At 47.6% G+C, this 21,686-nt stretch carries 20 protein-coding genes; 2 read left to right on the plus strand and 18 right to left on the minus strand.

Features of this window, described 5'->3' with window-relative positions; translation table 11 throughout:
- The first annotated feature begins 47 nt into the window (after positions 1 to 47).
- A complete protein-coding gene (locus GZ78_RS12295; protein WP_236631538.1) occupies positions 48 to 752 on the plus strand; it encodes a hypothetical protein in 705 nt (234 codons plus the stop codon).
- A 189-nt stretch (positions 753 to 941) separates the two neighbouring features.
- On the opposite strand, the gene GZ78_RS27440 is transcribed toward GZ78_RS12295, so the two are convergent.
- From GZ78_RS27440 to gspC, 15 genes are all read right to left on the minus strand, one after another.
- Complete coding sequence (locus GZ78_RS27440) at positions 942 to 1,697, minus strand: type II secretion system protein N (protein WP_081869810.1); 756 nt, start codon at positions 1,695 to 1,697, stop codon at positions 942 to 944.
- Between the two features lie 5 nt (positions 1,698 to 1,702).
- Entirely contained in the window at positions 1,703 to 2,233 is a 531-nt protein-coding gene (gene gspM / locus GZ78_RS12305) for a type II secretion system protein GspM (protein WP_034835848.1), read from the minus strand.
- On the minus strand, positions 2,230 to 3,480 hold the full coding sequence (gene gspL, locus GZ78_RS12310) for a type II secretion system protein GspL (RefSeq protein WP_034835851.1): 1,251 nt from the start codon (positions 3,478 to 3,480) through the stop codon (positions 2,230 to 2,232). The genes gspM and gspL overlap by 4 nt, the downstream gene beginning before the upstream one ends.
- Complete coding sequence (gene gspK / locus GZ78_RS12315) at positions 3,477 to 4,484, minus strand: type II secretion system minor pseudopilin GspK (RefSeq protein WP_051786102.1); 1,008 nt, start codon at positions 4,482 to 4,484, stop codon at positions 3,477 to 3,479. Before gspK ends, gspL begins: the two co-directional genes overlap by 4 nt.
- Positions 4,481 to 5,137 carry a type II secretion system minor pseudopilin GspJ gene (gene gspJ / locus GZ78_RS12320; RefSeq protein ID WP_051786103.1) on the minus strand — a complete coding sequence of 219 codons (657 nt, stop codon included), beginning with the start codon at positions 5,135 to 5,137 and terminating at the stop codon, positions 4,481 to 4,483. Before gspJ ends, gspK begins: the two co-directional genes overlap by 4 nt.
- Positions 5,134 to 5,571, minus strand: coding sequence for a type II secretion system minor pseudopilin GspI (gene gspI / locus GZ78_RS12325; RefSeq protein WP_051786104.1), 438 nt, complete (start codon positions 5,569 to 5,571; stop codon positions 5,134 to 5,136). The genes gspJ and gspI overlap by 4 nt, the downstream gene beginning before the upstream one ends.
- Positions 5,572 to 5,635: 64 nt before the next feature.
- A complete protein-coding gene (locus tag GZ78_RS29460) occupies positions 5,636 to 5,812 on the minus strand; it encodes a hypothetical protein (RefSeq protein WP_161787368.1) in 177 nt (58 codons plus the stop codon).
- Positions 5,793 to 5,996: a hypothetical protein gene (locus GZ78_RS12330; protein WP_034835854.1), complete on the minus strand. Its 204-nt coding sequence runs from the start codon at positions 5,994 to 5,996 to the stop codon at positions 5,793 to 5,795. The genes GZ78_RS29460 and GZ78_RS12330 overlap by 20 nt, the downstream gene beginning before the upstream one ends.
- 2 nt (positions 5,997 to 5,998) lie before the next feature.
- A complete protein-coding gene (locus tag GZ78_RS12335; RefSeq protein WP_051786105.1) occupies positions 5,999 to 6,253 on the minus strand; it encodes a BrnT family toxin in 255 nt (84 codons plus the stop codon).
- Between the two features lie 60 nt (positions 6,254 to 6,313).
- Positions 6,314 to 6,880 (minus strand): type II secretion system minor pseudopilin GspH, encoded by a 567-nt coding sequence (gene gspH / locus GZ78_RS12340; protein WP_034835860.1) that lies wholly within the window; start codon positions 6,878 to 6,880, stop codon positions 6,314 to 6,316.
- Complete coding sequence (gene gspG, locus GZ78_RS12345; RefSeq protein WP_034835863.1) at positions 6,880 to 7,314, minus strand: type II secretion system major pseudopilin GspG; 435 nt, start codon at positions 7,312 to 7,314, stop codon at positions 6,880 to 6,882. The genes gspH and gspG overlap by 1 nt, the downstream gene beginning before the upstream one ends.
- A 56-nt stretch (positions 7,315 to 7,370) precedes the next feature.
- Positions 7,371 to 8,591 carry a type II secretion system inner membrane protein GspF gene (gene gspF, locus GZ78_RS12350; protein ID WP_034835865.1) on the minus strand — a complete coding sequence of 407 codons (1,221 nt, stop codon included), beginning with the start codon at positions 8,589 to 8,591 and terminating at the stop codon, positions 7,371 to 7,373.
- Positions 8,591 to 10,141, minus strand: coding sequence for a type II secretion system ATPase GspE (gspE, locus tag GZ78_RS12355; protein ID WP_034835869.1), 1,551 nt, complete (start codon positions 10,139 to 10,141; stop codon positions 8,591 to 8,593). Before gspE ends, gspF begins: the two co-directional genes overlap by 1 nt.
- Complete coding sequence (gene gspD, locus GZ78_RS12360) at positions 10,116 to 12,374, minus strand: type II secretion system secretin GspD (protein WP_169741418.1); 2,259 nt, start codon at positions 12,372 to 12,374, stop codon at positions 10,116 to 10,118. Before gspD ends, gspE begins: the two co-directional genes overlap by 26 nt.
- Positions 12,375 to 12,376: 2 nt before the next feature.
- Complete coding sequence (gene gspC, locus GZ78_RS12365; RefSeq protein ID WP_034835872.1) at positions 12,377 to 13,273, minus strand: type II secretion system protein GspC; 897 nt, start codon at positions 13,271 to 13,273, stop codon at positions 12,377 to 12,379.
- 603 nt (positions 13,274 to 13,876) lie between these two features.
- Between gspC and GZ78_RS30660 the strand changes: the two genes are divergently transcribed.
- Positions 13,877 to 14,005: a hypothetical protein gene (locus GZ78_RS30660; RefSeq protein WP_269078760.1), complete on the plus strand. Its 129-nt coding sequence runs from the start codon at positions 13,877 to 13,879 to the stop codon at positions 14,003 to 14,005.
- Positions 14,006 to 14,122: 117 nt separating this feature from the next.
- On the opposite strand, the gene ptsP is transcribed toward GZ78_RS30660, so the two are convergent.
- From ptsP to GZ78_RS12385, 3 genes are all read right to left on the minus strand, one after another.
- Positions 14,123 to 16,642, minus strand: coding sequence for a phosphoenolpyruvate--protein phosphotransferase (ptsP, locus tag GZ78_RS12375; RefSeq protein WP_034835877.1), 2,520 nt, complete (start codon positions 16,640 to 16,642; stop codon positions 14,123 to 14,125).
- Between the two features lie 110 nt (positions 16,643 to 16,752).
- Positions 16,753 to 17,058 carry a PTS fructose transporter subunit IIB gene (locus GZ78_RS12380; protein WP_034835880.1) on the minus strand — a complete coding sequence of 102 codons (306 nt, stop codon included), beginning with the start codon at positions 17,056 to 17,058 and terminating at the stop codon, positions 16,753 to 16,755.
- Positions 17,059 to 17,212: 154 nt separating this feature from the next.
- A complete protein-coding gene (locus tag GZ78_RS12385) occupies positions 17,213 to 21,682 on the minus strand; it encodes an OTU domain-containing protein (RefSeq protein WP_034835882.1) in 4,470 nt (1,489 codons plus the stop codon).
- Positions 21,683 to 21,686: the final 4 nt, after the last annotated feature.

A 21,686-nucleotide genomic window follows, 5' to 3' on the forward strand; every position in this document is an offset into this window, starting at 1 on the left:
TAGAGGTTAAACCGATGTTGTGGTTAAAACGATTAACGGCTTCCAAGATGAAACCGGTTGGTATTCCCGATTTTAATAAAGCCCCCTGGCGAACGATTAACCTCTCTGGTACAGAACTCAGATTCAAAAATCCATCTCAAACCACAGGTATTTTTGCTGAACACTTTCCTGATAGGTTTTACCTATACGGCGAAGACTATGAATTGTGGCCAGATGGTCTTGGTATGACACAGGATATATTTAAAAGTGGCTGGTCATTTTTCGATCATCTGATCTGGGGGGAAGGTAGCGTAGGGGGACTAGATGTATACATCCAAGTTCAGAGAAGACACCCTCACAATCGCAGCATTGATTCCCTGTTCAAAGATGAAGATGCCAGACAGTGGATACAGCGAATTAATGATAATAGCTTTAATGATTCAGATTCAGATCAAAACTGGATATATCCCAGGGCCGCCCATGAACTGCCGATCTCCGAGATAAATGGGACGGCATTTTACTCTTATAAAGCAACTGATTGGCCTCATACATGGAAGAGTTATTTTGAAACTCCTATCACTGACGATCATCTTCTGATCTTTCGATTCAACCCCTCTTCATGGCACAAACACTTAATCAACGATCTCGATACAGTGTCAGAAGCAGCAGAGAAGACGGTTCAGTCCTTTATGGAAAACGTCCATATCAAGCTATCGGACGATGCGCTTCGGTGCCAGGCGGTTTATCAAAGCCCATCAAGTTGCCCAGCTTGATTGCAGGCTAGCATCGCTTGTTACCCTTTAAAAATATTTGCAGGGTTATACCAATCGTGCTTTCTAACTACCGTAATGAGCATGGCAAGCTGGACGGCAGAACAAGGCGGAACGACAAGTAATAGCTAGACGCAGGGCTACGTGTTCAGATTGTCAGCGCAATAGCGTAGTTAGAAAGTACGATGGGTATTATATCCGCCCCCTGAATGTCAGCGGATAACGCCCCTGAGAATCGGGTCTTCCCAGAACTTTCAGGCCGTTTTTCATGGTTTCTGGCAGGGCTTCACCTTCCGATACCTTGCCACTCAGAGAATAACTGCCGCTGAGATTGAAACTGAATACAGCATTGGTCGTCAGAAACTCTGAAGACTGGCGAATCTTGCCTTCGAGGGTATTTCCTTTACAGCTGAGGTCAGCATTAGCTTTACCCAGCTTCACATCACCCAGGGGGCTGCTGATCCGACCTCTTTCCCAGGCCATACGACCTTCCAGCTCAACGCATTGCCCTTCAGCATAGACCAAGCTATCAGCCACCAGATTGATATTGCCCCGAGCGGTTGCCGGAACAGGCATGGGCGCCAGCTGTTGCAGCCAGTCTGCTGAGGCATCGGCCTCAAGATCTTCGACGGTGACACCCTGCGTGCTGTAGGTGACTGTAGCCTCACCCACTACGGCAGAAAAATCATCGCCGACCTCAAGGTCTGCCCTGATCTTTCCGGTTAAAAGCGCAGAAGGCTGAAGATCCCAGCTGACCTCTTGCAGTTCGATCCCGTTCAGGGTGACTTCCTGAGCCGACCCGGACCAGACAGAGCCAGAAAGGCCTTCCAGTTCAATTCCCGGCATTTTGGGTGCATGACTCCAGACAAAAGCGGCTGGCAGCTCTGTCAGCATAAAACCTGTGTAGGAAACAACGGCCAGTGCAGCCAGAGACATTATTTTCTTCATGTGACTTAACTCTCGCTGAAGGCTCTCTGTATTCTCAGTGCATTAACATTCACCTGACCGGGCTTTTCTGCAGCTTCTACCTCCAGCTCCCTGATCTCAACACCACCCTGTTGCTCAAGATTGACCAGCCATTCCAGTAAACGATCAAAGCCCACTGTATCAAGATCGACCTGCAAGCTGTCACGAACGGATCGAACACCAGTGATCCGCAGGTCAAAATCTCGTGCGGTTCTGTTCACCATTTGATCCAGTGGTAAAACCAGATAACGGGTCTTGTCAGGCTGGCCCTGTCGCAGATTTACAATCTCGCTGGCCTGTTCCTGAATGGAAAGCAATAATTTCTGACTGGCAACCAGTTTACGCTCGGCAGCCAGCTGACGTTCTGCCAATGGATTAAGAATACCCTGCCAGATGATCCAGACAATAATGGCTGCACTACCCACCATACAGAGCTGCTGCTCGCGTCGACTCAAGCCATTCCAGTAGCTCTGAACCTGCTGCCAGAGCCCATTAAGATAACCCAGAATACCACTCATGAGTCGTCTCCCTTGATAATCAGCGTGCCATTGGCCAGATCACCGCTCTTCTCCAACGTTTCAACTGTGATCACCAATTGTTTTCCTGACTCTTCCCGGAATGCCGTAAAAGTATCAAAGTCTTTGGCTGTAGCTTCCAGTCGCAGTGATTGCTGAGACTTATTGTACGACAGAGTTACAGGTTTCAGTTCCGGGTACTGCTTAAATAATGGCGCGGTCTGATCCAGTAACTTCAAAAGACCCGAGTCATCGCTGTTATTGCTTTTCAATGCCATGAGCTTCTGCCTCATCTGCGACTGCAGACGTACAACTCGCTCACCGGGAAACATGTCACTGTAAATTTTCTGTGCCTGTGCCTGAAGCTGATCAGACTGCTGTTCCAACTGAACTGACTTCAGCACGGCCTGAGCAGCAAACAGACTGATGGTGAAAGCCATGAGCCCGGCAGCCAGTCCCCAGGGTTTCAGGCTTTTGATGACGGATGACTCAACCTGCCAGGCACCTTGCAGCAAGTTAGCACTCTCTTTCCCTATATAGCTCTTCGCTGAGGCCGCACTGACAGCGCCAGCAGCCAGAACTTCCATAGCCGGTCCCAAATCCTCCTGATACCACTCACCTGGACCGTTTTCAGCTATCTCGCTAAAACTATTTACCTTCAGAGGTTCTTTATCAGAATCACTCTCTGCCAGATAGAAACTCAGCCAGGATGGATCACAGGCGGCCCACTGCCAGCGACCATCACGGAGTAACCAGCGCCCATCCATTTCAAGTGCAGAACACTCACCCTCTGTCCAGGGCAAGGCCAGGGCTTCAGGAATCATTGTTTTGAATTTCAGCCCGGACTGGTTCAGGGCTTCATACCAGAAAGCCATTTTTTTCCGGGCTACCACTGAAATATGAACCTGATCTCCCTCTCTGGCCATCACTGAAATATGTAGATCATCAACATCTTCAGCCAGATCATCTTCCAGGCGATAAGGAAGCGATTTCAGTACTGCCTTACTCAGGCCACCTTCAACCTGAACCCGGTGAACACTCACCAGTTCAGAAGGTACCAGAGCAATGGTTTTAGTATCTGGGAATAACTCAGTCAGTGCCCCCAGGCCTTCAATAGACGACAGGCTACCAGAGGAAGCTCTATTTCCGTCTGCTGTCTGCGCCACTGGCTCCTGGTTTACAGGCCATAATTGCCAGTGAACGGGCTGACCGGGATCTCCGGGCAACCTGATGATAAGATGCTGGCTCATTCAAGCCCTCCAAACTGTCGGCGAATCACGCTGAACTTATTCTCTTCTTCCCGCCGCAGCAGGCTCTTTATTCGGACTTCCGAGTCCGCAAAGGAAGCGGTTGCATCCATCACAAAATATTGACTGTCGACCGACATCAACTCACTGGTGCCTTCAGCGCTGAAGTTGGAAAGTGAAGGTTGTTGAATAAACTCATCCACATTCTTCCAGCCCTCTTCCGGCCTTTGCTCCAATATCTCTTTAGCCTGCTCTACAGGGAGTTCTCCCAAATACAGAGCACTGAGAACGGCTGCATGATCCGGCGACAAGGTATTGATATTTATTTTCATCTCAGTGGCAGGGAGTGCACAGACATAAGGCTCTACTTTCCTCATCAGGCCTGCACTGACACCCTTCACGGCTCTTAGCTCTGAAGCGGATCTCATACTGGTGTTACTGGCCAGATAGGGGACCGGCAACGATTGATAGTAACTGTCTTCAGCTCCGGTGCCTGAACCCTGGGTATCATCACCATCTACCCAGTCTCTCGCCGATTGAGCAATGACATCCGCCTGATAAGGCTCAACCTCCAGAGCCTCCATCAGGGATTGAAAGACTTTCACTTCTGCCGGAGCCTCTCCTTCTTTATCCGCAAGATGCAGGGCATTCAGATTCAAACAAGCTTGGGCATCCATGATCTCACCGCTGATCGTTCCACCATCAACGGGAAAGGTTACCTCACCGGTAGCCCAGTTTTGACCAAGATTGACCGTTTCTTCTTTTTCTTCAAACTCATCCTGAAGCACCTTAACGGCCAGCTCTTCAGCAGATAGGGCATACCAGCGAGCCTGCTCCATTTGCTGCAGCGTCGCTGTCCGCCGCATTTGCAGCGAGAAGCCAAAGGTAATCTCTGCAGCAATCAGCACCATCAGAGTCAGTACAAACATGACAATCAACAGTGCAATACCAGACTGTCGACGTTTATACAAGGTAGCTTTTTCTATATTTGAGCTGAGGCGCCTCATGAAGCCTCCTCCTGAACTTCCCAGGTACCAGGAAGAACAAAGCGGCGTTCAATAACACCCAGGTCATTCAGCTCGAAGGTAATCATCAGCCCCTGGGGAAGGGTTTTGCCCAGTTTCTCGACCCACTTGCCGTTTATAAAGTACTGGAACTTGAGTGAACGAACATCCGTCAACAAATCCCTGACTACGGGCTCAGCATTTTCTTCCGGGTCCAGCACATAAAAGTGCTGCCGCTCTAATACACCATCTTTGAGTCGGTAACTGACTTTCTGAAGTTCTGACCGGGGCAACTTTTGCTGTGGATTGCGCCACCCCAGACGAATAAAGGCGGCCGCTTCATCATCCGATTCCAGCATATCTTCACCGGCAAACAGACTTTGTTCTGTCAGTTCACCGTCTACACGAACACCACGATCAATCATTTGCCTGAAATCCTGCTCCAGAACAATCATGGCGTAATCTAATTCTTGAATACGGTTCTGGTGATCGTTAGAAACGTCTCTGGACTTCATGACACCTTGTAAAATCTGCCAGGCACTCAAACTCACCAGTGCAAAAATGGTCAAGGCCACCAGCATTTCCAGCAAGGTAAAACCCCGATTATTTGGGCGTTTCATGCGGTTTGAAGCGTTCATGACTTTTGATACGTTCATGACTGCTTCACCATATAGGTTTGCAGACTTGCCAGCGCTGGCTTTTTCTCATCACGATCCAGCCTGACTTCTACCTGAATGGCTCGAAAGCTCTCGTCTCCCGTGCGAAGACTACGGTATCGTACCTGCCAGGTCTGATTGGCCAGCTCACGGGTTTCCTTCTTCCAGGTCTGGGGAGGCCATCCTTTTTTTGAAGAGCTGTGTGTCAGATAAAGGTCTGCCAGTTCATTGTCAGCTACCCAGCGAGCCATGGTCTTATTCTTCAGATACTGGCTGTTATCCAAGCTTTCACTGGTGGTTCTCAGCACCGTAATGCCAGCAATGGCCAGAATGGTCATAGCCATCAGCACTTCCAGCAGGGTGAAGCCTTTAGCTCTTCTGAAGCAGCCCTTTGACTTTCTGAACGTTCTTGAATGGTCTGAATGACGTTTCATTGCTGAGCCCCATTGTCAATTAATACCATGACTGACAAGCGGTTCTTGCCCCATTCCTCTAATTTTACTTCTCATCATTCAGGCGGCGAATCTTGCCTGATTTCAATACAGGGTTCTCACTATCAACCATGGCATCATGATCGACAGCATCCTGGGACTTTCCACAAACACGATTCCAGTCTGTTTTATCACTCAGTTTTTTAGCTTGATCAGCCCTGGTTCTAACTTTTTTTGCTTTCATCAGCCTTACCTCGTCTTTTTGCAGGCCTGAATTGTTCTAGCTCCTTCTCTGACTGAATAGGCACATCCGGATCAGACTGAGCATTCTCTCGAATTTCTTCATCAGTCATACTATTGACTCGCTCATAGTCTGTTTTTTCCTCCATACTATCGATCTCTTCCTTGGTATACTTTTTAACAGACATATCTAACCTCTTCTCCAAGAGCGGTATTTTGCAATTTCACTTCTTTCAGCACGTCTCGCCGATATGATTCTGATAGTATTTCCATCATCACGTTCAGTAAATGCAACGAATAATACACCTGGGCGTGCCATTCCAATAATTTGATAACGATCTTCAGAAGTCGAGTTTTTATCGTCAAATTGCTCTATAGCATTTGGATCATCAAAAATAGAAATGACAGAAACAAAATCTATTCCGTGTTTCTGCATGTTTTTCATGCCTCTTTTCTTCGTCCCATTCAAATTCCATTTATAATCCTTTTTATACTACCGAAAAACTTAGCCATCTTTATTTTGTACGACCTTTACTTCACCGGTTTCCCTGATCATCACGCTATAAAAACGACGACCGTCGCTGGCAGACTGGAACCGTACTTCGGCTGGAGTCACTTCTCCACTGGACCAGATATAGAGATCAGGTGTTTTCTTGCTCTCTTCTTCATTATCAAACAGCCCTGAGCGGGTAAAAAGAGAGCTACTATCTTCCTGTTGTTCGGCGTCCAGGGCTTCCTGCCAGACCAGTTCTCCCGGCATAAAGTCCAGACTCATGGCTTCTGGCAACTCTTTCTCTGTGAGCAGCCGGTCACTTTGCAATGGTTGCCACTTGCCTTCATGCCATTCCATGAACTGATAACCATTGCGGGTAAACTTGACGCCAAGATCCTTTCCTTTTACCAGCGATTCTTCATGGCCGGTTTTCACCAATGCAGCAAAGCGCTCAGCATCCGTTTTCAATCGGGCTGAACTGTCACCCGGTTCCAGTGTGGGCAACACCATGGCGGTAGCAATGCCCAGTAATACCAGAACCAGCATGATTTCCAGCAGGGTGAAACCGGCATTCTTCATTAGGAATTCATGTTCCAGTTGCCGATATCGTCATCAGAGCCTGCCTGTCCATCGGGTCCGGCCGAGAAAATATCGACATCGCCAAACTCACCGGGAGACTGCATCAGGTAGTCATTACCCCATGGGTCCTGAGGTAAACGACGGATGTAGCCGTTATCGCGATAATTTCTTGGCTGAGGAGTACCTGAAGGTAGCTCTACCAGAGAATCAAGACCTTGCTGAGTAGAAGGAAAATGATTGTTGTCCAGCTTGTACATATCCAAAGCATTTTCCAGTGCCACGATGTCACTGACCGCTTTTTGCTGGTCTGCTTTTTTCTTGTTACCCAGAACGTTCGGAGCCACCATACTGGCCAGAACGCCGAGAATCACGATCACCACCATGATCTCTATCAAGGTAAAACCCGACTGTTTTCTTTTACTTTCTCTCTTCATGTTTATTTACTCAAAATGAATAGGCTCAATTTTTTAAATAATGACTGGTATCTTACTTAGCCTGACACCAGAGAGTTCAGGTCCAGCATCGGCGTCAAAATGGCCATGACGATAAACAACACCATGCCTGCCATGGACACAATCAGCAACGGTCCAAAAACGCCAAGGGCTATATTGACCTGGTTTTCAAACTGACGATCCTGGCTGTCGGCTGCACGGCCCAGCATTTGCTCCAGCTCTCCTGACTTCTCGCCACTGGCAATAATGTGGAGCATCATGGGAGGAAATAACTGGGTTTTATCCAGTGCAATCCACAGGCTGGAACCCTCCCTAACTCGTTCGGAGGCTTCTTCAAGTGCCTTACGGATAAAACTGTTAGACATGACTTCTGCTGAAATTCTCATACCATCCAGCAAGGGAACCGAGCTACTGCTGAGAATACTGAGTGTTCGAGCAAAGCGTGAGGTATCAACCCCTGCTCCCACCTCACCAATGACCGGCATTTTCAACATAATTCTGTCGTAGGTGAGCCGTCGTTTAGGGTTTACCAGCAAACGTTGCCTTAGAAATAACAGAGCAACCAGTCCCCCGAGCACTGCAAAACCATAATCCCGGACGAAGTCACTCATGGCAATCAGGGCCAGAGTCATGCCTGGCAGATCCTGACCAAGGTCAGCAAACTGTTCTACAACCGTGGGAACTACGGTTGCCAGCAAGACCGCTATGACCGAGACCGCAACAATAGTCAGAATGGCCGGATAGATCATGGCCTGAATCAGTTTGCCACGGATGACCTGACGCTGTTCGGTGTAGTCAGCCAGACGTTCCAATACCGTATCCAGATGACCGGATTTTTCACCGGCCGCCACCATGGAGCAATACAGGGTATCAAACGTTTTAGGGTAAATAGCGAGACTTTCAGCCAGGGTTCGGCCTTCCAGTACCTTGGCCCGGACTGTAGTAATCATGGTTTTCAGATGGGATTTCTGAACCTGACGGGACAGCGCCTGCAAACACTCTTCCAGAGGAATAGATGCGGCCACCAGAGTCGCCAGCTGGCGAGTCAGCATGGCTACTTCGCCAGGACTGGCTTTTTTCTCAAACAGTGAAAACGATGCGCGCTCACCACTGCTTTTTTGCTCAGACTCAGCAATAGAAACCGGAGCCAGACCTTCAGAACGCAACTGTTGGCGGAGCTGACGGGCAGAGTCTGCCTCCAGCACGCCTTTGCGCTTTTTACCCTTTTTATCAAGAGCTTCGTATGCAAATACGCCCATTATTCCTCCCTGGTCACTCGCAGCACTTCTTCAATAGAAGTCTTGCCTGCAAGGACTTTGTGGAAGCCATCTTTCTGAATGCTTGGGCTGCTCTTGCGAATCACATCTTCCAGAGCCTGCTCACTGTCCCCTTCATGAATCATCCTTCGCACTTCATCATTCACCAGGAACAACTCATGGATACCGGTTCGGCCTCTATAGCCTCCACCGTGACATTCAGAACATCCTTCAGGGCTGGCTTCATGCACAGGACGATGATCAGACTCATCCATGGCCATCAGTTTACGTTCATGGGGCGTAGGTTCTCTGGCCACTTTACAGGATGAACACAGAGTTCGAACCAGACGCTGGGCCAGAACCCCCAGCAAGCTGGACGACAGTAGGAAAGGTTCTATACCCATATCCCGAAGTCGAGTGACAGCACCAATAGCGGTATTAGTGTGCAGTGTACTTAAAACCAGATGACCGGTCAGAGAGGCCTGAATGGAGATCTCAGCGGTTTCAAGGTCCCGGATTTCCCCGACCATCACCACATCCGGATCCTGACGAAGAATGGCTCGCAGTCCACGGGCAAAGGTCATATCAACCTTGGGATTCACCTGAGTTTGACCGACACCTTCAAGGTCATACTCCACAGGATCTTCAACGGTCAGAATATTACGTTCTGTGTCGTTTATTTCGGTCAGACCCGCATAAAGGGTTGTACTCTTACCCGAACCGGTAGGGCCGGTGACAAGAAGAATCCCATGGGGCTTATGCAGGGCTTCACTGATCTGTTCATGGATACCGGGGGTCATACCCAGACTGGACATGTCCATGCGAACACTGTTGCGGTCCAAAAGACGCAGTACAATTCGTTCGCCGTGACGGGAAGGCAGTGTCGATACCCGAACGTCCACTGCACGGCCACCCAGACGCAAAGAAATACGGCCATCCTGAGGCACCCGCTTCTCGGCGATATCCAGTTTGGCCATAACCTTGATACGAGACACCAGCAATGCTGCCAGTTTACGCTGAGGTCGCAGAATTTCTCTCAGTACACCGTCTACACGAAAGCGAATGACCAGGCAGTTTTCGAAGGTTTCGATATGAATATCGGAAGCCCCTTCCTTGATCGCCTCGCCCAGCATGGCGTTGATCATTCGAATAATAGGGGCCCCATCGTCGGCGTCCAAAAGATCTTCATTGTCTGGCAACTCTTCTGCCAAAGAATAAAGTTCCTCATCATTACCGATGTCATTCATCAGCTGTCGAGCTGCTGATGAATCTTTTTGATAATAAGCCGAAAGCCTGGCTTCGAACTCACCTTCTGAAAGGGATTTAATGTCTATAGGGCCTGCTACAAAACGCCGTACTTCAGTAATCGCCGCCTTTGAAGGACGCCCATTGACGTACAAACAGGGTTTACCCTGCTGTTCCTGCTCCAGCAGAACACCAAAGTTTCGGGCAAAAGCAAAGGGCAGCTCCAGAATACCAGCCGGGGTATTCTTGACTGTTTCTTGCGCGAAGGCTTCAGTTTCCTGATCAGCTGTTATCGCCGGACTCTGCATCGTTTTTCTCCGACTGATTACTGGCTACCGGACTTTCTTCTGAAGAGCTATCGTCTTCTTTAACGTTTTTCTCTTGCTCGGCTTCTTTCTGTTCCGCTTCTTTCTGTTCCGCTTCTTTCTGTTCCGCTTCTTTCTGTTCCGCTTCATCCAGCTTCTGGCGAGCTCTGTTCATTAAGTCAGAGTTCGATGGATATTCTGGAAGTACAGGCGTTCTTGCATTGGGCATCAGCTCAACGCCCTGATCACGACGGTCCAGCTGACGGGCACGCATATAGCTGTACTTCTTACCGCTGATGCTGGTCAGGATGTTATCGTCACGAATGATGGTGGGTCTCAGGAAAACCATCAGGTTGCGTTTTTTCACTTCACTGGATGTGGAGCGGAAAAGAGCACCAATAAAAGGAATATCTCCCAGCAGTGGCACTTTGGAGACACTCTCCTGAACGTCTTCATCCAACAGTCCGCCAATGACAATGGTGTCACCACTGCGGGCCAACACAGACGTTTTCACTTCACGTTTGGAAAAGGTTACGTCGACAGAAGTAGTACCATTTACTCCAGAAACTTCCTGTGTAATGGCCAGCTTGACCGAGTCACCTTCATTAATCTGAGGTGTTACCGTCATTTTTACGCCCACTTCTTTACGGTCAACCGTCTGGAAAGGGTTGTCGTTATTAGAGCCGGAGGCGGCTCCAGTAATAACAGGAACTTCGTCACCTACAATAAACGACGCTTCTTCATTATCCAGTGTCATCAGGCTAGGCGTCGCCAGAACATTGGACTTGGACGACGTGGTCACTGCCTGAAGCAATGCGGTCCAATCACCTGATGTAATACTGAATGCAGCACCTGACACCCCGGCGAGTGCATCATAGAGCTTGCCATAGTCGCCTGGCTGATCAGGGTTAATCGTGGTATTACCATCAATAATGACAGTTGAACCCGGTGTGTCTTCAGCGTCTTTCAAACCCGCCATAATCTGACCAATGGGAACGGTACGGCCATCATTAAACTGCATCAGGCTGGAGCCATTAGCATTAGCCAGCTGAAATGACAGGTTAATGCCGTCGCCATCAGTGACTTCTACAATAATGGCTTCAACCAGAACCTGAGCTCGACGAATGTCCAGCTGCTTAATGACGCCTTCCAGGCTTTTCATCATGTCAGGCTGAGCGGTGACCACCAAAGCATTGGTTTGTTCATGAACATTAATACTGAACTTCTGGTCATTACGGCGAGTAGACTTACCGTTGTCTTTTTCTGCCTGAACGGTTTGACCGACACCTTCCATAACCTCTTTCAGGTCAGCTGCTTTGGCATATCTCAGATAGAAGACACGGGTATTACCCGATGATTCCTGTTCAGCATCCAACTGGTAAACAATGCGGTTTACTTTCTGGAGCTGTCTTGCCTGCCCAGCAACAATCAGGCGATTACCTCGGTCATCGGCCACAACGGTCACTTGCGAAGCTCCGCCCTTGCCGCCTTTTTCCTGCAGCAGAGAAGTCAGAATTCGCTGCATTTCTGAAGCAGAAGCGTATTCCAGCTGAATAACAGAGAAGTTTCGGTTGCCGACCATGTCTACTCGTCTGACAATTTCAACCAGACGCTTAACATTGGCAGCACGACCGGTGAGCAGAAGAATATTGGATGGATCATAATGAACAACATTGCCTGCAGTGTCGTTCAACTGACGCAGCAAGGGAGATAACTCTCTCACTGGTACGTTTTGAACCGGAAGCACCCAGGTAACAAACTCATCACCCTCACCCGGGTGTTGACTGTCAGCCACCTGAATAGCAGACATTTTTGCGTTTTTATCCTGAACGATTTTCAGAACATTATTATCTTGTTCTATGACAGCAAAACCATGCACTTCCAAAACATTCAGAAACAACTGGTAATACTGTTCGGCCGTCAGCTTGTCATAGGATCGAACCGTGACAGAACCACGAACAGCAGGATCAAGAATAATGCTTTTGTTCAGAGTTGCACTCACCGTATTGGCGAATTCACTGATGTCTGCTTTTTCAAAACTGGCAGAGTACTGTCCATGAGTAGCAGCTGAAAGCTCACTGGCAAAAACCGGAGCCGATACCAATAAAAAACCTGCTATCAGAGAGCAGACTTTTCTTCGTACCTGTTTTCCAAATATCCGGGCACGGGCCCCGCTAAGCTTTTCAGGGAATGATTGGTCGAACCCTGTCTTTCCTGTGACAATTTTTCTTGTCATGATCATAGCTTTACTTCTATTTCATAGAGACGGCCATCACGCTCAATGGTCATCGATAACTGGGCGAGCTGATTTATTTCTTGCAGCAACTTCATGGTGTCGTTGCTATCGCTTAGGTCATATCCGTTAATAGACAGGGCTACATCATTCGGCTTAAGGCCTGATTGACGGAAAACTTCAGGAAACTTGCCAGGGTTTAACTGATATCCAACAAGCTGACCACTCTTCTGAACAGCGGTGAACTGAACAAAGTCTGTGAAAGAAGCAGGATCGGAGATCAGTTGTTGACGGACTTCTGTCAGGCGGCCACTGTTTCTTTTTTCTACTTTTCGACCGGCTTCATCGGGGTAAAGCAACAGGGCTTCGTGTTTGCCTCTGTTTAATACAATCACCCGATCCTCATAAATATCTTTGACTTCAGCGTTAGAACCTTGAAGCTTTTCACCTATTCGATACGTGCGATCTCGTCCACCCGCTTGAATCACCGCTACTGAATCAGCAGGCAGCGTACTGGCAACAATACCTGTTACTTTTGCAGAAAGGCGAGATTTAGGAACCGCATTGGGATCAATATCACTGCTCTCGCTTGTCGTCAGCTTAATAGGCTCCTGACCAAACAGATGCAGATTATTAAGAGCTGGGTATACGTCTTTATCCGACTGTCGGCCATTCACTGCAACCGAACTTGGTTGCCATGCCTTCATCGAAGCATTATCTGAGTTATCAAGGAATTGCCAGGTAAGACGAGCTAACTGCTGGGTAAGAAGAATAACCAGAAGCACTTCGCAGCAGATAATAAGTCGCCGCACCCCAGTCTGTGACAACACACTGGCAATATTAAAGTCAGGCGACGACTGAGGGCCGAGGCCTTTGAGTCTGTTTAGCAGGGTTGTCGACATGGTACAGCTTATTTATTAATTCGTTTATTTGTCCGATGCACACAAAACCGGCAGTGAAGAATTTTATGCTTTAAATGTCTCATCTGTCTTCACAGATGGTACATAGGTGCCACACACAATTGTTATACGTGCAAACACCTACAAAAACAATGAAATCTTTTGCAGCCAACAATATACGCGGCCTGAAGACAAACTACCTTGATTCAAATCAAGCCATCTGTCTTATATTTAACACTTAGGATTTGCCCCAAAGTAACTTCCCGATTTTCACCCGGATTCCGTTCGCCCTGAGCTTGTCGAAGGGTTATGGCATTGGGCTTCGACAAGCTCAGCCCGAACGGATTTTGAGCAGATTTGAATAAGGAAGTTATTTTGGGACTATTCCTTGACTAATTGACTCCATTGAAAAAATCACCGGACAACTATTTTCCATTCTTTTCAGAGAGGTCATTGGCACCCTCGACAACTGCTCCTGCGTTGCAACTCTGGTCACATAGCTGGCTATGCTCCCGCCGTTACGCTTTGCAAGACACCTGCCCTCGAAGAACTACGGGAATTTCAGCTAGCATCAGAGCGGAGAAAGGAGAGAAAGGAGAGAAAGAAATGACAAGGAAAGTTTACAACCCCAGAACAAAAGAAGAACTGAAGAAGCTTTTCAGAAGAACGCAGTGGGGTAAGGCTCTCAAGGAGGCCGAAGATAAGGGATTGATCAAGAACCATAAGACATGGTAGAGCTTCTTAGCTGCATATTATTGCAGCTAAGAAGCATGAGTTTTGCTGTGTCAAAATGATACGCAAGATGGTTTGAATAGTGAAAAAATGGGCAGCCCAGAGGCTGCCTGTGAGACCTTAAAGCTCCAGCTCGCCAGAAATAAATTCCAACAATTCCTGCTCACTGGTGCAGGCTCCCAGAGAATCGCGAAAAGCACCGCGCATAATGCGGCGGGCTAACTGAGCAAAAATCTGCATGTGCACACTGCCAGCTTCACTGGCCCGAACCGTCAGCATAAAGACAGTATCCGTCATAACCTGATCCCCTTCATTCCAGAGAATCGGCTCTGCCAGTTTCATGATACTGATACTGTTAACGGCAATACTGTCTGACTTGCAATGAGGAATCGCAATACCAAAGCCCAGCATGGTAGGAGAAATGGCTTCCCGTTCCCAGATGGCCTCTTCGGCACCCAAGACATCGGACACCCGGCCATTCACATCAAGATTGTCCACCAGCGTTTTGATCACTTCAGCCTTAGTGCGGCATTCAGCATGAATGATAATGGAATGCTCAGCCAGAATGGGCATAACTTCTTTCTTTTGGCAGGCGTTTTGCAAAAGCTCAGACACTTCTTCGGATGTTTCCATATTAAGAGCCTGCTCCAGTACAGCTTTGCTATCTTCCAGTGTCAGCTGACTGATCGCTTCCTTAACCTCAAGAATACGGGGGGCACTGAGACTGACTTCATCCAGACCCAGCCCAAGAAGAATCGGAAGATGCTCAGGATTTCCCGCAAATTCGCCGCACATTCCTACCCAGGCTCCGGCTTTGTGAGCCTCAGTGACTACATGTTTCAGCAATCTCAGGAAAGCCGGATTCAAAGAATCATAAAGATGCTCAACTTTACTGTTACCCCTGTCGGCAGCTAACAGATATTGCGTCAGATCGTTGCTACCAATACTGAAGAAATCAACATAGCGAACCAGCTGATCAATGATGAAAGCACAGGACGGGACTTCCAGCATTATCCCCAGCTGTACATCAGAATTATGCTCAACACCCTCAACCTTCAAAGATTCAATCACATTGTTGAATATTTCTCTGAGCCATTTGGCTTCTGCCAGAGTCGCCACCATAGGCACCATAATCTTACACTGCCCGTAGTGACTGGCTCTCAGGATAGCTCGCAGCTGGGTGTGAAAAAGATTCAGATACTCTGGATACAAGCGAACGGCGCGATAACCCAGAAAGGGGTTTTCTTCAGTGCCGATATTGAAATAGTCCACTGGTTTATCGCCGCCAATATCCATGGTTCGGATAATCACCGGTTTGTCATTTGCTGCGGTTAACGCTTTTCGATAGATTTCAAACTGCTCTTCTTCACAGGGTGGTTCAATGCGATCCATATAAAGCATTTCAGTCCGGAATAGCCCTACGCCTTCCGCACCCTGCGCAAACGCCACTTCTGCTTCTTCGGCACTGGCAATGTTGGCCGCTACTTCAACATGATAACCATCCAGTGTAACGGCTCTCTGATTAATATACTGTTCACGTCGCTTACTTAAGCGTTCCTGTTTATTCTGCTCCAGATCATAAAATCGGGTCACGCTTTCAGATGGGTTACTGATTAACAGGCCAAGATTGGCATCCATAATCACCTGACGGCCATCAGCAGCCAGAGTGCGGGCTCCCTCAACCCCGACCATCACAGGAATGCCAAAGGATCTGGCCAGAATGACAGTGTGAGATGTTGTACCGCCAGCTTCCAGCACCAGACCTTTCAGGAAGCTACGATCCAGAGATAGAAACTGACTGGGAGCTAACGAACTGGCAACACACACCGTATCCGTTGTCAGCTGAGTGTCTGTTTTTTCAAAACTGTCTTCACCATACGTTTCTACAATCAGCTTGTAGCACAGGTCACGAATATCCAGTGCACGTTCCTGCAGATATTCACTGCTGGAACTCTCTAACACCTGAACAAAGTGCTCCTGCGTTTTCAAAACAGCAGAGAGAATAGAGGCGCCATTGGTAACCGCTTCTGAAACACTACTGATCAGCTTTTGATCACACAATAGAGAAAGGTGAGCCTTTAGAATGGCTTTTTCTTCTCCTGCGGATACTTCGGCCTGTTGCTCAAGTTGTGCCTTCAGATGCTGTCTCGATTCATCGAAACGTGCCAGTTCTTCCGTCACTGGCGCCTTTTCCTGAGTTTCAGGATTCAAAGTCAGGCGAGGCTCACCCAATACGAGAGGAATTCCTCTGGCCAGACCCGGGCTCACTGAAACACCCCGAAGGCTCTGCAGCTCTTCACTGCGAAGCATATGAGGCAGAGGCTTCTGTTGTTTATCCTCAACGACTGTCAAAGGCTCATCGCAGGTTAGAAATTCAGTTGCCAGAAATACTTTGAATTGATTCAGGGTAGATTCTGCCTTATCCCCCGTTACCTTAACCAGAATAGGGTCGTTCAGAGCAATGTCTGAAGCAATCATGGATAGAACAGAACAAGCATCTGCTTCCTTGTTATTTCGAAGATTAGTAATAGTGATTGAGTCGCTGTAACTTTTTACGGCCTCTTCAATAAAACTGGCAGGTCTGGCATGCAATCCATTGGGCAAAGGAAACGTATAATTAAAACTTGCTGAACTGTTCATCGTTTGAAGTTATCTACAATAGGTCAAATGTCGTATGCATCAACAAGTCTTGCAGACGCATTTCATATTCTTGGATCACCAGAATCACAATACTTTGATTAAAAGGGGCTTCAGGGTTCTGAATTAATTTCGGACATGATGTCCTGAGGCGACTCCAGGATGTCACTAATGGATACGTGAAATGTTTTAATGCCTTTAAAACGATCATCGCCATTGATAGCAATGTCGTTCGTCAAAATCGCAATATCGGCACTTGCGATATCCTGACTCGACAGCTTATCCATAATGCCCAAAGCACCCTGGGTCTCTACCTTGATGGAATGTCCACGAGTCCTGGCACAGCGTTCCAGCACTTCTGCAGCCATGTAGGTTTCGGCAATTCCCGTAGAACAGGCAGTCACTGCGATAATATTCATGGATAGCCCCGTCTGGTGATTACAGGGGCCATGTTAGGGAGGTCAAGTTTGCGGGGGAATCGTAAAATTCAATCATTGAGGTCAAAAAAGTACCAAAGCTTAAAAATGTTGACAGAAATCAACATTTTTAAGCAGATCAACAACCCTGAACAACTCACTCGATCTTATGGTCAAATTCGTTTATATGTCTTCTCAAATACTGAATTCCGCCAACTTGATATTGGATGTTGCATTTATGGCAAACCAGATGAGGGTCCAGAGGCATACCAACAGCCCACATTGAAGGGCGAGTTCCAACAATTTGCCCCTCTATTGTAGGCTTCTCTTTAGCAATAATACCCACATCCTCTTGCTCTACCACTGGTTTGAGTTCTACCTCAACTTCTTCCACCTTGGCATCTATTGCCTTGCCAGGAGAGAATGAGATATTTTCTGATACGGTGTTTGGGTCAGATTTAATCTCAACCCGGAACCGGTCAAGCTGCTTGATTCGCAGCTCAGGAGCAACAAATGCCTGACCGGCAACTGCTCTGTTTTCAACTCTAAGGCTTTCCATGTGACCTCTTTGCTGATCCAGTCGCTGCTGATATCTATGAGGTTCTTTCTGAAGAGCTACAGGCTCAGGTGCAACACGCGCAGCAGATCTGGGGGGGCGTTGATAAGCCGGTAGAGGAACAATAGGTTCCCAGTGCTCCCAACCTTTTCGACCCAGATTCATGAGCCCAATAGTGTCCTTTTGCCCCAGCAACTGATGGGCCCGATCCATATCGCCCCATAACAACTCTCTCTCTCCGAACTCATTAAAGCAGAACTCAACCGGCTGATTGCCTTCGACCAGTATTGCGGGGTTAATGACATAGATAGATGGACGGCCATAGGCTACTGATACAAACTGCAGGTCTTCCGTTTTCATCCAGTAATCTTCCGGTACTCGGCCGTTCGGTACGCCTTCTTCTTCCAAAGGATGATTCAGAAATTCGACTCGATTACCAGGAGGTGATTCAAAAGCAATGATCAGCTCTTCTTCACTCTGTAACCTCTGCTCAGCAGCTCGAACCACACGGTTAACATAAGCAGGATCCGCCGAAGAAAGTTGCTTGATGTCTTTTGTTCTCACGTAGACATCAACATCTCTCGCAGCCCAGGCACAGCGTCTTCTCACTTCCAGTGGAGAGTCACCTGTTGTATGGGCGATAGCATGAAATCCACAACTGCCATCTGGAACTGTCTTCTGCCCCAGACGGGAACCCAGTTCATTGACCAGGAACCGCGTGACCTCAGGGCGATTGTAACTGTTCTGGAAGTCTTCCCTCTCTCCAATATGCTTGGCGAACTGGCCTGTTACCGAAGAAGCCTCCAACAGCGGAGTATATTGCTTCATTCGCTCCGCCATACCTGACAATTGCTGTTCGCCCATATTCCATATGACGATGCGCATATGATTCTGCACTTCCTGATCGTATCTCTTGAAGAAATCCAACCCAGTGGCAGGGTTCGCCTGTTTCTCACGGATATACTCACTCAATACATTACAAAGATATATGGACCACTGCTGCTCCTCAGGTCTAAAGCCACACCAGCCTCTGATTTTATCTTCCAGTTCATACTGATTGCTCAATGAGATATGGGCAGTAGCCAGACCAAGATGCATGATACAACTATTGATTTTATTTCTGTGCTCAGGCTGGTTTTCCATATGAGCCCTGAAATAAACAGCCGGTTTGTTATGGTATTGCACCAGTTCATCACACACTTGGAAGGTAGTCAGACTTGGAGTCCGGCTTATTTCTCCTACTTCAGGAACCTGACTCATTGTCTGAAAATAAGCGTCGCCACTGGCCTGACTCCGCAGCTGTTTCATTCGCTCCACTTCATCAGGAACGTAGGTTGAGGCATGGGCGGCCTCACTTGGAGTCACCAAATGTTCACTGGCTGCATAGGCCAGATCCCGGGTGTAAAGATGCTGATCTGACAGTACTGAATGCATGGCATAGAGATTGATCATGGCATCCAGATCACTCTTCAAACGAGGATTCCACAAATTCAGCACAGTCAGGTTTTCCAGCTCGGCTTCTGAGGCTGCTGCCAAAGCAGGATGAGATTTACAGTAAGCCTTCATGATGGGCACTGCAGATTCTTTGAAGAGACGTTTACCTTCCTGCGAGTCCATGCCTTTGCTCATAAAGGCGTAGGACACTATTACCTCTTCGCACATTTCCTCAGTGATCATGTTCTTTGAAGCTAAACCATGAAACTCTAAAAACGACAACGGTATTGCTTTATCTCTCAAAGTAGCCCAGGCAAACATTTGATGATCAAATTGTTGGGATTCAATATCGACGGGGGGCATCCTTCTGATAATTTCCAGATCTCTTTCTGACAGTTTGTACTTCTGCCCGTAATGGCTCAGTACAGACTCAAATCGTCTCAGAGCTGGATCAGGCATGATTTCTGCTTCTGGCATAACCATTCCTGCTTCCGGTCTAGCCAAAGATTGTGGCGGATGAATATCAACAGGACTGGGCAGAGGCAAAGGTACTTCCTCAGGTACCAGCGCCTTCAATTCCTGCTCCAGCTTTACGAATAGCTGCTGATCCACTCTGGGCCTGAATTTTTCAACGTTCTTAAGTATGAGTTCTATTACCTGAGCTTTTTTTGTGTTCTCTGAGACTTTGGGCAAGTAAGTCTCAAAGTAGATTTTTATCAGCTCTTCTTTTTGTGCAGAAGCAATGCCCGGATCAGAGCAAAGCTCACAAAACTGACGGGTGAGTGCATTCAACGTCTCATAGCGAAGGTCTTTGTAATGCAAATAGAGCTGAAACTGCTCAATATGGGTCTGCCATAGATCCTTCTGTTCTCCTGGCAAGGGGCCTTCATTCTTTCTATAGTCTGCCTTACGTTGCTCAAGGTGATTTTTAAAAGTCACATCTGCTTCAGGATCATGGGCACAGAGCTTCAGTACTTCAAAGTTCAGATAACCCGCATCGACCAGCGCATCAACTCGCTCTCTGGAGTTTTCAATACGATACAAAGTCTCTTTCAGCTGGTTAATCTGTTCCATGGGATCAGGTAAAACAAGCATTTTCTTAAGGCTCATGACAGGCAAAGACTTTGGACTACCCAATACCTCATCTTGTGCACCTTGAACGCTCCCTGTTTCTTGAAGCTTAAGGTTCCCCAGAGCGTCTGATACCATATCTCTCCGTTTCTGTACTTCCTTTTCGCCTTTCAATTGGGCCGTATTTATCCACTGCCCCTGAACCAGCTGAATAGCCAATGGTTCTGCTTCTTCGACGGTGAAATTTGACCCCATCAGGATGTCTTTAACGGCGCGTTCATCGTCTGACAACATCTGAACCTCTGCAGCCCTTGAAACTATTCCTAATGCCTCTTGTGCCAGCTTTATTTTCAGATTATCCAGCTCTACCAGAGCTCTTAACTGAGCCGAGGTATAATTGGTTTGATGGAAAATAGTAGGATCGATCATCTCTTGTTCTAATGCTCTGCACAGTTCATTATCACTGAACTCCTCAGCACTTATACGTTGCCTGAAATCTGTGAATGCAGAATGATATTTGACAGCAAGTTGCTCTGGCACCCTGCTTCTAGTCAGTAATTTTTCAACCGTTTCATCAGACCCTTCACCCAAAATATTGATGGCTTGCTGTCTATCATACTGCTCATTGGCCAGGGTTGAATCGGACGTTTTCTTGTGAAGAGGTTTGAGTGGGTGTTGCAGGCCTTCTTTTTTAGCTGCAGGAGGACGAGGAGGCTCTGGCATTCGTTCTCTTTCTGACTGAAGTTTTCTTTGCTGAATAACCCCCAGTGCTTTGGGAAGATCTGCACGTCGTGCCATTTGCTTTGGCCTGATGCCTGTACTGTTAAAGATAGCACCATCAAGAATGTTATGTATCACCCCGTAATGCAGGTCCATATCACTGATGTCATTCTGGCCAAAAAGGCTCCGATACCGCATAAACAAAATTCTTTGTTCTGGTGTCATTTCAGGCGCAAAAAAATCAACATTATGTTTTTCAGCTATCTGCTTGGCGGCCTCTACGAACGAAGCATGGCACTGACGATGTGATCGGGCACGATCCAGTGCTCTGGGAAGAATGACGGCGAGATGTTCCACATTATATTTTTTGAGCTGGGCGTCCATTTCCTTAACAATCTTTGCCACCAAACTCGGATCAACCTTTTCAGCATTTCTTTTTTCTTGGCCCAGCACCACAGGCAAGTCCTGTACAAACCAATGTGTAAGATCTTCATAGGAAGCTCTCTCACAACTCTTCAGCGCTTGGGTAATTTCAACCAAGTCCTGGCTTGTTACAGCTCTGCCAGCGTCTTTAATGGGAGTAATCAAACGTTCTTTGAGGTTACTTTTCTTCGAAAACTCATCAGCCAGCTCACACAAACCCTCAAGTTTTTCTATCAGCGCGGCTCTTTCCTCCTTTGAAACCCCTTGATGCCGTGCAATAGAAACAAGCATTCCTGTCCAGGACTTTGTATTACCTGCCTTTAGAGCTATACCCTGCTGCCCTGCTGATGCGCCTAACTCTTCCCTTTCATGACAACCCAGACTCTGAAGCTGATTATTGAGTGATTCTAACTGTCCAAGCATCCTT

The organism is Endozoicomonas numazuensis, assembly GCF_000722635.1.
Lineage (GTDB): Bacteria > Pseudomonadota > Gammaproteobacteria > Pseudomonadales > Endozoicomonadaceae > Endozoicomonas_A > Endozoicomonas_A numazuensis.